The organism is Pantoea cypripedii, from assembly GCF_011395035.1.
In the GTDB taxonomy this organism is placed as follows: Bacteria; Pseudomonadota; Gammaproteobacteria; order Enterobacterales; family Enterobacteriaceae; genus Pantoea; species Pantoea cypripedii_A.
Genome location: NZ_CP024769.1, coordinates 205,549 through 217,599, shown reverse-complemented (window position 1 = coordinate 217,599; position 12,051 = coordinate 205,549). Strand labels below are relative to the sequence as shown.

Below are 12,051 nucleotides of genomic sequence, written 5' to 3'. Positions count from 1 at the left end.
GGTTCTCCTCAGCAAAGATTTGCCAGACCAAAAACCGGGGTCGAGGGAACCGCCATATCGCGTTTCTCCATCAATCCGCCATCGCGTGCCGCTTTCCCGGCCTCAATCGCCTGACGGAACGCCGCTGCCATCCGCACCGGATCGCCCGCTTTCGCCACCGCCGTATTCAACAAAACAGCATCAAAGCCCAGCTCCATTGCCTGTGCTGCCTGCGATGGCGCACCAATGCCCGCATCAATGATCAGTGGGATATCGTTAAACCAGGCACGCATCGCCCGCAAACCCTCAATATTGCGCAGTCCCTGACCAGAACCGATGGGCGCGCCCCACGGCATCAACACTTCGCAACCGGCCTCCAGCAATTTTTCACCGACAATCAGGTCTTCCGTGGTGTAAGGGAAAACCTGGAAGCCCTCGGCGCACAGAATGCGTGCTGCTTCCACCAGTGCGAAGGGATCAGGTTGCAGCGTATCGGCATGGCCGATGACCTCCAGCTTGATCCACGGGGTGTTAAATAATTCGCGCGCCATCTGCGCAGTGGTCACCGCTTCCTGCACCGTGTGACAACCGGCGGTGTTCGGCAGTACGCGCATATCCAGCTGCGTCAGCAGTTCACGAAACGCGGCACCGGCGATGCCTTCGCGTCGCAGGCTGACGGTGATGATTTCACTGCCCGAGGCGGCGATCGCCTGTTGCAGAATCGCCGGGGAGGGATAACCTGCCGTGCCCAGTAAAAAACGTGATTGTGGTTCAAAGCCATAAAACATGATTTAGCCTCCCTGCATCGGTGATAACACTTCCAGCTGACAGCCTTCTTCCAGCAGCTGGTTGTCGTACTGTGTTCTGGGCACAAACATGCCGTTAAACGCGGTGGCGACACAGGCGGCATCAATTTGCTGCTCGCGTAGCAACTCGCTCAGGGTGCTGGCGGCAGTCAGCACCGGGTGACCGTTAAGCTGAATGTTCATAAAAGTGTTCCTCAGACAGGCGCTGCATCAGCTGTTCCGCCATCAGCGGTGCCAGCAGGAAGCCATGGCGATACATGCCGTTCAGATAAAAGGTGTCATTTTGATAGTGGATTTCCGGCAGATTGGCCGGATACGCCGGGCGCAGGCCGCTGGCGTTTTCAATGATGCGGGCTTCGGCCAGTGCCGGATGCAGGGTATAAGCCGCGCTGAGTAGCTCCATCATGGCGCGCGCACTGATGGCGCTGGCATCATGGCTTTCCACCATAGTGGCACCGAGCATAAAATGACCGCCACGACGTGGCACCAGATAGCAGGGAAAACGGGGATGCAGCAGACGAATCGGGCGTGAGAATTGCACCTCATCGCTGTGCAAAATCAGCATTTCGCCGCGCACCGCGCGCAGTCGCGGCAGCTCAGGGGCAGCATGAATGCCACGGCAATCAATCACCCGACCAGTGGCTTTGCCACTGTGAAACGGCACGCCACGTTGCTGTAATTTTTCTCGCATCTCCAGCAACGCCAGACGCGGATCAAGGTGAGCTTCCTGGGCGAAAAATAAACCACGGGCAAAACGGCCAGCCAGTGCCGGTTCCACTGCGGCAGGATCCACCCATTGATGCTGTTCTGTCATGCGGGCAAACCGGTTCAGCTCCTGGCTATCACGCGAGGGTGCCACCACCAGCGTACCCTGATGTTCGACGCTGCTGACCCGTTGCTGCCACCACGCGGCGGCGTGCTGACCAAGGTCAATTACCGCACGCGGTGCGCTTTCGGCTTCACACCAGGGCGCGAGCATACCGCCCGCAAACCAGGATGCCGGAGTGCGGCTGGCATCGACTATCACTTCGATCTGCTCACCGCGTTCCGCTAACAGGGTCGCCACGCACAGGCCCGTCACACCGCCGCCAATAACCGACCAGCGACTCATAACGGACATTCCGGAAAAGAAACAGGAGATTGCATATCGGCCTCTCAGTCGTTGTACTGAGACCCGGATACAGGGGAAGGGAAATAGCATACGTAGCACGGAAACGCCCCGCTGCCAGACAGCCTGCGTTGCAGGTTGTCAGTCTTCCTACGCCAGTATCAACTGGGTCAGGTTCAAAGGGTCGCTAAGCCGCGCAATGCGCTTTTAGCCTCTCAGTCTCTCTGGCGAGACTCCCCCGACGCGTCTATTTGTATTGTAGTCGCCTGACTTCGTCAAGCATCAGCACAGCAACAAAGCCTAACCGATCAAAATCTCCTGTTTCAGGATCATGCACTTTTCTCCACGATTGCCGGGTATGCTGAGGTCTCCGATCCTTCTGGCCTGGCAGGCAAATTATGTGTGTTGATTCAGTGATTTCCGCCGTTCTGATATGTATATTTGGCGTCATCATTTTATGGTGCGTATTTTGCCCGTAACCTTCAGCTTCAGGCGAAGTATGAAAAACGGTGCCAGGTCAGCAAGGGGGTTTTGATGTCATTAATCGGCTGGCTGCTGCCGGGTTGCTGTATCAGCGCGAGACAAAGTTCGATTTCACGGCGCAGATCGTGTCCCAGCACTAAGTCCATCGACCCGTTTTCCAGCAGCAGGCGACTCGATTCACTCAGTTCATGTCCGATAAATATCACCTGCTCCTTTACGCCAAAGTCGCTGAGTGCGCTTGCCACCCCTTCGTTGCCGCCTGCGGTGTTGTAGATGCCAGCCAGCGGATTCCCCGCTTCCAGCCATTTTTTTACGCAGCGATACGCCGTATCGGCCTCATCATTAATATTGACGCGATCGCGGATGGTCAGCCAGGGAAACGCCTCGCGTAGCACGCGGCGAAAACCAATTTCACGTTCTTCCTGCGTCCGATAAGTCGAGCTGCAAATCAGCAGGATATTGCCCGCTTGCTGGTGGGGCAGCATACGGCCCATAAACCATCCGGCCGTGGCACCCGACGCGCTCTGATCCACCCCGACATAGGCGGTACGTCGCGAATTGGGCAGATCGCTGGTCAGGCAGATCACCGGTATGCCGTCATCTGTCGCCGCTTTTACCGCACGATTGATTTTTACTTCGTCCCGGCACAGCAGAATGATGCCCTGACACTCAGCAGCACGGCGGGTGATCAACTGGCTGAATCGTTCGGCGTTAAATTGCACGTTAGGCACGCTATCCAGGGTGAAATGCAGCTGCGGATAAACCGCAATCGCGGCACGGACCTGTTGTTCGACCTGGTGCAAAAAACTGGAACCCGACTCGCAAATAACAGCAATACGTGGTCTGTTGACCTTCTCCGTCACCGGATTTAAACCCAACCCCAGACGCGCCATCGCGCTTGCAACCTTTTTGCGTGTCACTTCACGCACACCATCACGGCCATTAACGACCCGGTCAACGGTGGCCGGGCTGACCCCCGCTTCCTGAGCAATTTGTTTGATCGACGGCGTTTTCCAGACATGTGACTTCATCGTAATTCCTGATGTCTTTGACCTCATCAGATAACAGTAACCGTTTAATAAATGACAAATCAAATAGATATAACATAATGAATTTAAAGAAATAATAATTATTTGATGTGATTGCCATCAAAAAAACCTGTGATCAGCTTCATCAATTTGTGATGTCATCCGGTCTTTGTTTTGACTAAGTCCGCATCAGAATCGATTAATAGCGCCACTGCCTTGTAACCCTCAGAGGAATCACCCAATGCTGAATGTCGCTTTATTAGGTGCTGGCCGAATCGGACAGATTCATGCAGGCAATATCGCTGCACATCCACAGTGCCGACTGGCTTACGTCATGGATGTCTACGCGCCTGCCGCCAATGCGCTGGCGGAAAAATACGCAGCTACCGTCGCCGATCTCGACACCATTCTGGCGGATAGCCGCATCGATTTGGTCGCCATTTGCAGTGCCACCAACACCCATGCTGATTTGATTGAAGCGGCAGCCAAAGCTGGCAAAGCGATATTTTGCGAGAAACCGGTCGATCTCAGCCTGGCGCGGGTACAAAGCTGCCTCGCCACGGTACGTGCCGCCGGTGTGCCTTTGATGATTGGTTTTAACCGTCGCTTTGATCCCAGCATGGCGCATTTACAGGCCAGCCTGCGTGCCGGTGAAATCGGTAGCACCGAGCTGGTCACGATCAGCTCTCGCGATCCGGGCGCGCCCCCGGCGGAATACGTTAAAGTCTCCGGCGGGTTGTTCCGTGATATGACCATTCACGATTTCGATATGGCGCGCTGGTTACTGAACGAGGAACCAGTATCGGTGTATGCCTCAGCCGCTGCGCTGGTCGATCCGCAAATCAAAGCATTAGGCGATGTGGACACCGCCGTGGTCACCCTCACCTGCGCCAGCGGCAAAATGGCGGTGATCACCAACAGTCGCCGTGCCAGTTACGGCTATGACCAGCGGATTGAGGTGCATGGCAGCGAAGGAATGCTGGCAGTCACCAATCAGCTGGAAACCCAGCTGGTAAAATCCGTGGCGTCTGGCGTGGTGGCGCAAAAGCCACAGCATTTCTTCCTGCAACGTTATGCCGAAGCCTACCGCAACGAGCTGGCAACCTTTATTGAGGCGTTGGTGCAAGGAGAAGGTCAGTATCCGGGAGGGAATGATGGTTTGCAGGCCCTGCTGCTGGCGGATGCGGCGCTGGAATCACTGAAGACCGGCCAGCCGGTGGTACCGGCATCGTTGTTGTAAAACATCGCTGTTCAGAAACCCGCGCAATAAATTGCGCCGCTACAAGCGGCGCGATTTATCGCGCAATGGCGTGCAAATATTAAGGGAGGCACCCGGCCTCCCTTATCATGGCTTAACGCTGCGGATGATTCACTTCCAGTGGACGCAGGTCAAACAACAGCACTTCCGCGTCTTTACCGTTGGCGAATTGCAGAGCGGTTTCGTTACGCACACGCGCACCGTCACCTTCGTTGAACACCACACCGTTCACTTCAATGCTGCCGCGAGCCACATGAATGTAGGCGTAGCGATCGGCATCCAGCGTAAAGGTCTGCTGTTCTTCACCGTTGAATAATCCGGCGTAGATGCGAATGTCCTGACGCACGCTCAGTGAACCTTCATCACCCTGCGGGGAAACAATCAGGCGCAGCTGACCACGTTTGTCGCTTTCTGCCACTGAAACCTGCTGATAACCGGGTTGCGTTGCGCGTTCTGCCGGGACAATCCAGATTTGCAGGAAATGAACGTTTTCCGCTTTCGAGTGGTTAAACTCGCTGTGCGTTACGCCGCTACCGGCACTCATCAGCTGCACATCACCGGGGACAATCACCGAACCTGTACCCATGGAATCTTTATGCTCCAGCGCACCTTCCAGTACATAGGAGATGATTTCCATGTTGCTGTGCGGATGGGCACCAAAACCTCGTCCCGGCGCGACACGGTCATCGTTAATCACCAGCAAATCGGAGAAACCGGTTTGTTTCGGGTCCCAGTAGTTGGCAAAAGAAAACGTGTGGCGTGAGTTCAACCAGCCGTGGTCACCGTGGCCGCGCTGGGCTGACAGTCTTTGTTCAATCATGGTCTGCTCCTCAAATTTGTTGGCGGAAGTCGATATTGCTTCCTGATGTGACTCAGTATACGTAAACTGAATCGCCCAACAATGTGTTGCATTGACAATGACCGTCACCAATAAGTGGACAATATGCAGATAGACGATCTCCGCATCTATGTCGCCGTGATTAAAGCCGGCAACTTCACCGCCGCCGCAGAACAGCTGCTGCTTTCCAAACAATATGTCAGCCGCCGCATCGCTGCGCTGGAGGAATCGCTCGGCGCACGCCTGCTCAATCGCAACACGCGCAAGTTGTCAGTGACGGATAACGGCCAGCTATTTGCCCGCCACGCACAGCGCATCCTCGATGATGTGCAGGAGGCGGAGCTGGCGGTATCGGGACGTCGTCAGGTTTTACAGGGCAGTTTTCGCCTCAGCGTACCGATGTCGTTCGGCATCAGCCATCTGTCGCCGTTTATCGCTGAATTTCTCAGTATGCATCCGGCGCTGCAATTCCAGGTCGAACTGGCGGACCGTTATGTGGACATGATTGGCGAAGGCTTCGATATGGCGATTCGTATCGGCACATTGCCCGACTCAACCCTGATCGCAAAAAAACTCGGGGAGTTTCGCCGCGTGATCTGCGCCAGCCCCAGTTACCTGCAAGGGGCCGATGCACCGCGTCGCCCGGAGGATTTGCTGGATCACGCCTGCCTGCGTTATGGCCGTGAAAGCCAGACCGGCTGGGAGTTATTTCAGGGGGAAAAGCGCGAGGTGATTAACGTGCAGGGACCGATGGTCAGCAATAACGGTGAAATGCTGCGCGATGCGGCGATTGCCGGGTTAGGCTTGATCCTGCTACCGGAATTTATCGTTGCCCCCGCCCTCGCCAGCGGCGACCTGATCACCGTGCTGGATGACTGGCACCCCTCCTCGCTCAGCCTGAATGCGCTCTATCCCCAACATCGCCAGCGCAGCGAGGTCAACCGGGTGTTTATGGCGTTTTTGCAGCAGAAGCTGGCGTAGCCAGCAACGACGCCCCGAGCATCCCGCCATGATGGGCAAAGGCTCCCGGCACCACCAATGGCTGCGCGCTACGCCGTAACACATAACCTTGTACCGCCGTATCCAGCGCTGCGATCAGTGGTGTCACCGAGGCCAGACCGCCACCCACCACCACCACGGAAGCACCGGTGATGTTGATGCAGTACGCCAGCGGCTGGCTGACCAACTGTAGCCAGGCGCTGATGGTTTGTCCGGCCAGTGCCTCCTGACTTTGCCAGCGAGCAATAATGTCGAGGCTGCTGGCGGACTCGTCATGTAAAGTGCGATGCAGATTCTCCATCCCACGCGCGCCGCCATAGCTATCGAGGCAGCCCCTTTGCCCGCACGGACAGAGCTGGCGCGGCAGGCGTCGCCATTCACCGTCAATCTCGACTTCCGTCAACGTGATTGGGCCATGCCCCCATTCGCCGGTTAACCCATTTTGCCCGATGACAATGTACCCATCGGCCACTAACCCGCCGCCGACGCCAGAACCAAGAATCGCACCAAACACTACCTTATGCCCCTGGCCTGCTCCGGCCTGCGCTTCGGCATAAGTAAAGCAGTCCGCATCGTTATGAACGATAACTTCACGTTGCAGTTCATCTGACAGTTCTTTGGCAAGGTTGCGCTGATGAAAGGCCGGAATATTGCTGGCGAAGATTTCGCCACTATCCGGTGCCACAATTCCGGCGGTGGAAATCGCCACCGGGCTGCTGGCGCTAAAATGTTGCTGATGCTGGTCGATCATCGCACGGATTAACCGGGTGAACGCAGGCCACGAGGTGGTCGGCATTTTTTCCTGCGAGAGCAGGGTTAATTCACCGTTCCCCGTCACCATCCCCAGTTTGATAAATGAACCACCTAAGTCGAAACAAATCACCGTATTCATAAACGCTTATCCATTACATCGCGCAAACCGTCACCCAACACGTTGAAGCCAAGTACGGTAATCAAAATGGCCAGGCCAGGGAAAAGGGAGACGTAAATGTTAAGTCCAAGGAAGTTACGCCCATCGCTCATCATGGTGCCCCACTCTGGCATCGGTGGCTGCACCCCCAGCCCGAGGAATGACAGGCTGGCAGCCGACAACACCACTGCGCCAGCAGTCAGGGTGGATTGCACAATCAGTGGGCCGATCGAGTTACGCAAAATATAGTGGGTGATGATGCGCGGATAGCGCACCCCCAGCATATGTGCCGCTTCGATGTACTCCATATTTTTCAGCCCCAGCGTCAGGTTGCGGCTGAGACGGGCATAAACCGGGATGGAGAATAGCGAAATGGCGATCAGCATATTGGTCAGCCCCTCGCCCAACACGCTGACAATCAGAATCGCCAGGACGATGCCCGGGAAGGCAAAAATGACGTCCATCACCCACATGATCGCTACATCGATTTTGCGCCCCGCCAAGCCCGAAATAATGCCGAGCGGGATGCCAATCACCATCGAAATTGCCACGCTAAGGCAAACTTCAAATAACGAGATACGCGCCCCATAAATCACGCGCGCGAAGATATCGCGACCATAATCATCGGTGCCAAACCAGTGCGCGGCGGAAGGTGCCTGTAAGGTATTCAGCAAATCCTGATCAATCGGATCCCAATGGGTAATCAGCGGAGCCAGCAGTGCCGCCAGCACCACCAGCAACACCAATCCGCCGCCAATGGCAATCGACGGATACGCCGCGAGGAAGCGCAACAGTTGCCTGCTGCGCGATCGGCGCGACACCAGAGACGTCTCGATGCTGTTCATCAGTCGAACCTTATTTTCGGATTCAGCAAACCGATAAGGATTTCCCCCACCAGATTCATCAGCACCACTCCGGTCACGGCCACCAGGGTGACACCCTGAATCACCGGGTAGTCACGATAGCGCACCGAATCCACCAGCAAACGACCAATACCCGGCCAGTTGAACACCGATTCCGTCACTACCGCGCCACCAATCAGGCTACCGAAGTTCAGCGCCACAATGGTCACGATCGGAATCAGCGCGTTGCGTAACGCGTGTTTCCAGTGGATGCTGCGCGCCGACAACCCCTTAGCTTTGGCGGTGCGAATATAGTCCTGGCTTAAGACATCCAGCATGCTGGAACGCGTCATGCGGGCGATCATCGCCATCGGCAAAATCGCCAGCGTCACGGTGGGCATGATGTAATTACGCCACGAATCGGCCCCCAGCAGCGGCAGCCAGCCGAGTTGTACCGCAAAATAGTTCATCGCCAGCAGCGCCAGCCAGAAGTTGGCAATTGATGCCCCGGCAATGGTCAGCACCATCACCACCTGGTCCGGGATACGCTGGCGGTAAATCGCCCCGGTCATACCGGCGGGTACGCCGATGGCGATTGCCAGCAGATAGGCGAGCACCGCCAGCGATAAGGTATAGGGCAGTCGCTCACTGATTTCGGTGATGACCGGACGCTGCGACTGCAACGACATCCCCAGATTGCCGTGCAGCGCCTCCGCCGCAAACTTTACATATTGCAGCGGCAGCGGCTGATCAAGCCCCAGGCGGATACGCATGTTATCCACCGCTTCCTGCGGGGCTTCTGGCCCCGCCATCAGGCGCGCCGGATCGCCCGGCAGCGCGCGGATGGCGATAAAAACGATGATTGACACCCCGAATATGATCAACGGCAGTGAAAGCACCTTTTTCGCGACATACGCTTTCATAGCAACTCGCCTGGGTTAATTTTTGGCCGCATCCCGCACCACTAACTGACCACCCGGTTGCATGGTCACGCCGCTGATATTTTTCCGCGCTGCATACAGATCATCCTGGTAAAACAGCAACACCTGCGGTGCCAGCGCGCTGATGCGTTTCTGCGCCTCGAAGTAGAGTGCTTTGCGTTTGGCATCATCCATGGTCGAAGCGGCGGTATCGATCAGATCATCGGTTTGCTTATCACTGAAAAAGCCGAGGTTCGCGCCACCCGGAGCGAAACTGCTGGTGTGATACAACGGGCGCAGTTGCAGGTCCGAGCCATATAAACCCGATGACCATGAGGCCAGCACCGCATCGGTACCCTGCGTGGCTTTCTCTTTTGCATCGGCGAAGGCTGCTTTGGTCCAGACGCCACTTTCCATCTGACGCACGTTCAGTTTCACGCCGATTTTGCTCCACATGCCCTGCAACACCTGCGCGGTGCGCGCATCCGGTGCCTGTACCGCAATCGACATGGCAAAACCATCGGCATAACCCGCCGCTTTCAGCAGATCTTTGGCCTTCTGGAGATCGTAAGGATAGTCATGCAGGCTTTTATCGTAGTTCGCATCAACCGGTGCCAGCGCGGAGTTGGCAGGCTGGGCATAACCAAACATCACCGCCTTACTCAACGCCTGCTGATCGGTGGCAAAGTTAAGCGCCTGACGCACGCGGACGTCACTCAACGCTTTACTTTGGGTATTGAGATCAACCCAGAATACCGCCGCACCCGGTGATTGTTTCAGGATGATGTTGGCATTGTTTTTTAACATGCCGGCAAATTGAGGTGGCACCGGGTTAATAATATCAACCTGGCCGGATTGCAGCGCCATATTCATCACCGAAGGCTCGCTGCTCCATGTCCATTTTATTTCGTCCGGCCCGGTTGATTTACCCCAGTAATCTGCGTTCTTTTGTTCCAGCACGAATTCACCGGATTTATATTGCACCAGCTTATAAGGCCCGGTGCCATCCGCTTTATTATTAATGCTGCCGTCTTTATCCGCCTTCGGGCTAACCATTAATCCCGGACCCGACGCCAGCACCGTCAAAAACGCCGGGTTTATTTTTTTCAGCTGAAACTCCACCGTCAGATCGTCTTTTTTCTTCACGTCCTGAACAAAGGTGCGAATTTTACCGCTGGCGGCAAGGCCGCGTTTGGTATCGAGATGGCGCTGAAAGTTTTCTACCACCGCATCGGCGTTAAAAGGTGTGCCATCATGGAATTTTACGTTGGGACGCAGTTTGAAAGTCCAGTTCAGCCCGCTGGCGTCACTACTCCAGGAGACGGCCAGCGCCGGGACCACCTTGCCATCATCACCCAGTCGCGTCAGGCCTTCATACATCGGATCCAGCACCGTACCGGTAAAAGTGGCGGTTTGATTACCCGGATCCATGCTGCGTGGCGGTTCGTTCTGCATAATGACCAGCTGGCTGGCAAACGCAGAGACGCTGGCAAATAGCGACATCATGCAGCCCGCGAGAGTAATAACCCTGAAACGCTTAAGTGTGCTTTCCATGAAGGCCCTCAGATACGATTGGTGAATTATCCAGGCCATATAAGGCACAACTCGAAAACAAAAGCCAATAGGTTGGTTCATATATTTTACTTATATTACGATCCAGGTTCAGAAAATTAACTAAATGCGATTGTATTTGTTCTTATGGCTTATTATTGTCAGTAAAACAGTTCTTTGATCGCGGGACTTCTGATGCTCAATGCCCATCAGCAACAAATTATTCGTTTGCTTATCGCTTCGCATGGCATGAGCCGCACGGCTATTGCGCAGAAGATGAAAATGAGTAAAGCGGCCATTAGCACCCTGATAAAAGAGATGCTCAATGCCGGTTTGCTGGAAGAAAGTGTTCCTGAAGCCAGCGGCCAGGGTCGCCCTTCAGTGTTATTAAAAATGCGAGCCGATAGCGCTTATTTTCTTGGCGCGTCGTTACTCGGTGAGCACATTACCCTGGTGTTGATCGATATGCATGGGCATACGCTGGCAAGCAGCGTGCTGCCCCTTAGCCTCGATCCACAACAACTCACCCAGGCCATTGCCGCAGCCATCCCACCACTGGTGCAGGGTAACGGTATTTCTCCCGATCAACTGATTGGCCTTGGCGTCACCCTTTCCGGCTTTGTCGATGAACATCAGGCGGTGTGCGTGCAGTCAGCCCTGCTCGGCTGGAAAAATGTCGCGCTGGCGGACATGCTGAAACAGGCAACCGGGCTGGAGGTGTCGCTGGAAAATGATGCCAAAGCCCTGGCGGTAAGCGAGAAAATCTTTGGTCTGGCGAAAAAAGTCCGCAACTTCACCCTGATTTCTCACAGCGATGGCATTGGTTCGGCGCACTTTTTTCAGGGGCAGCTGCATCGTGGCGCCCACGGCGGTGCCGGAGAAATTGCCCACTGCACCATTGAACCCGGTGGCCATCCCTGCCGCTGTGGCAAACGCGGCTGCCTCGACACTCTGGCATCCTTAACCGCCATCCGCGAAAACATACGTGAGAAAACGCTCGATGCCCGGACGCTGGCGGAGCTGGAAAATCTGGCGGTGAAAGGCAACAGTACGGCAATTGCCATCCTGCACCGTGCGGGTAACGCGCTCGGCCTTGCCATCGCCAATATCATTCAGATGAACGACCCGGAATTGATCGTCATTGCCCATCATTCCGGCGCGTTTGATGGATTGCTGAAAACCGTGGTGATGCAGGCCATTGATGCCAATGTCCTGCCTTCCATCATGGGTAAGACCCCCATTTCGACCATCGTCCTTGGCGACGAAAGCTGGGCCAGAGCCGCTGCCAGTGTGGCGGCCTATCGTTTTTTAATTCATTTACCCGAGTAA

The 12,051-nt window shown here is 55.5% G+C and carries 12 protein-coding genes and 1 riboswitch; of the genes, 3 read left to right on the top strand and 9 right to left on the bottom strand.

The features are described 5' to 3' along the window. Nucleotides 1-8: 8 nt before the first annotated feature. The 4 genes from CUN67_RS21400 to CUN67_RS21385 form a co-directional block, all read right to left on the bottom strand. On the bottom strand, nt 9-767 hold the full coding sequence (locus tag CUN67_RS21400) for a thiazole synthase (protein ID WP_208717474.1): 759 nt from the start codon (nt 765-767) through the stop codon (nt 9-11). Nucleotides 768-770: 3 nt separating this feature from the next. After that, nucleotides 771-968 carry a sulfur carrier protein ThiS gene (gene thiS, locus CUN67_RS21395; RefSeq protein WP_208717473.1) on the bottom strand — a complete coding sequence of 66 codons (198 nt, stop codon included), beginning with the start codon at nt 966-968 and terminating at the stop codon, nt 771-773. Beyond that, on the bottom strand, nt 952-1,896 hold the full coding sequence (locus CUN67_RS21390) for an FAD-dependent oxidoreductase (RefSeq protein ID WP_208717472.1): 945 nt from the start codon (nt 1,894-1,896) through the stop codon (nt 952-954). Before CUN67_RS21390 ends, thiS begins: the two co-directional genes overlap by 17 nt. 127 nt (nt 1,897-2,023) lie before the next feature. Further along, nucleotides 2,024-2,143, bottom strand: a riboswitch (TPP riboswitch). A 238-nt stretch (nt 2,144-2,381) separates the two neighbouring features. After that, complete coding sequence (locus CUN67_RS21385; protein WP_208717471.1) at nt 2,382-3,407, bottom strand: LacI family DNA-binding transcriptional regulator; 1,026 nt, start codon at nt 3,405-3,407, stop codon at nt 2,382-2,384. Between the two features lie 238 nt (nt 3,408-3,645). Between CUN67_RS21385 and iolG the strand changes: the two genes are divergently transcribed. Continuing rightward, nucleotides 3,646-4,644 (top strand): inositol 2-dehydrogenase, encoded by a 999-nt coding sequence (gene iolG, locus CUN67_RS21380; RefSeq protein ID WP_208717470.1) that lies wholly within the window; start codon nt 3,646-3,648, stop codon nt 4,642-4,644. Between the two features lie 112 nt (nt 4,645-4,756). Here iolG and CUN67_RS21375 read toward each other — a convergent pair whose 3' ends face one another. Continuing rightward, nucleotides 4,757-5,482 (bottom strand): pirin family protein, encoded by a 726-nt coding sequence (locus CUN67_RS21375; RefSeq protein WP_208717469.1) that lies wholly within the window; start codon nt 5,480-5,482, stop codon nt 4,757-4,759. A gap of 123 nt (nt 5,483-5,605) precedes the next feature. Between CUN67_RS21375 and CUN67_RS21370 the strand changes: the two genes are divergently transcribed. Further along, entirely contained in the window at nt 5,606-6,481 is an 876-nt protein-coding gene (locus CUN67_RS21370) for a LysR family transcriptional regulator (protein ID WP_208717468.1), read from the top strand. Here CUN67_RS21370 and CUN67_RS21365 read toward each other — a convergent pair. The 4 genes from CUN67_RS21365 to CUN67_RS21350 are packed head-to-tail and all read right to left on the bottom strand — an operon-like array spanning nt 6,450 to nt 10,725. Then, entirely contained in the window at nt 6,450-7,391 is a 942-nt protein-coding gene (locus CUN67_RS21365) for an ROK family protein (protein WP_208717467.1), read from the bottom strand. The genes CUN67_RS21370 and CUN67_RS21365 overlap by 32 nt on opposite strands. Then, nucleotides 7,388-8,254: an ABC transporter permease gene (locus CUN67_RS21360; RefSeq protein ID WP_208717466.1), complete on the bottom strand. Its 867-nt coding sequence runs from the start codon at nt 8,252-8,254 to the stop codon at nt 7,388-7,390. The genes CUN67_RS21365 and CUN67_RS21360 overlap by 4 nt, the downstream gene beginning before the upstream one ends. Beyond that, nucleotides 8,254-9,174: an ABC transporter permease gene (locus CUN67_RS21355; protein ID WP_208717465.1), complete on the bottom strand. Its 921-nt coding sequence runs from the start codon at nt 9,172-9,174 to the stop codon at nt 8,254-8,256. Before CUN67_RS21355 ends, CUN67_RS21360 begins: the two co-directional genes overlap by 1 nt. A 15-nt stretch (nt 9,175-9,189) precedes the next feature. After that, nucleotides 9,190-10,725 carry an ABC transporter substrate-binding protein gene (locus CUN67_RS21350; protein WP_208717464.1) on the bottom strand — a complete coding sequence of 512 codons (1,536 nt, stop codon included), beginning with the start codon at nt 10,723-10,725 and terminating at the stop codon, nt 9,190-9,192. A 192-nt stretch (nt 10,726-10,917) separates the two neighbouring features. On the opposite strand from CUN67_RS21350, the gene CUN67_RS21345 reads away from it, so the two are divergent. Further along, the gene (locus CUN67_RS21345; RefSeq protein ID WP_208717463.1) at nt 10,918-12,051 is read left to right on the top strand and encodes an ROK family transcriptional regulator; all 1,134 of its coding nucleotides are present in this window, start codon (nt 10,918-10,920) and stop codon (nt 12,049-12,051) included.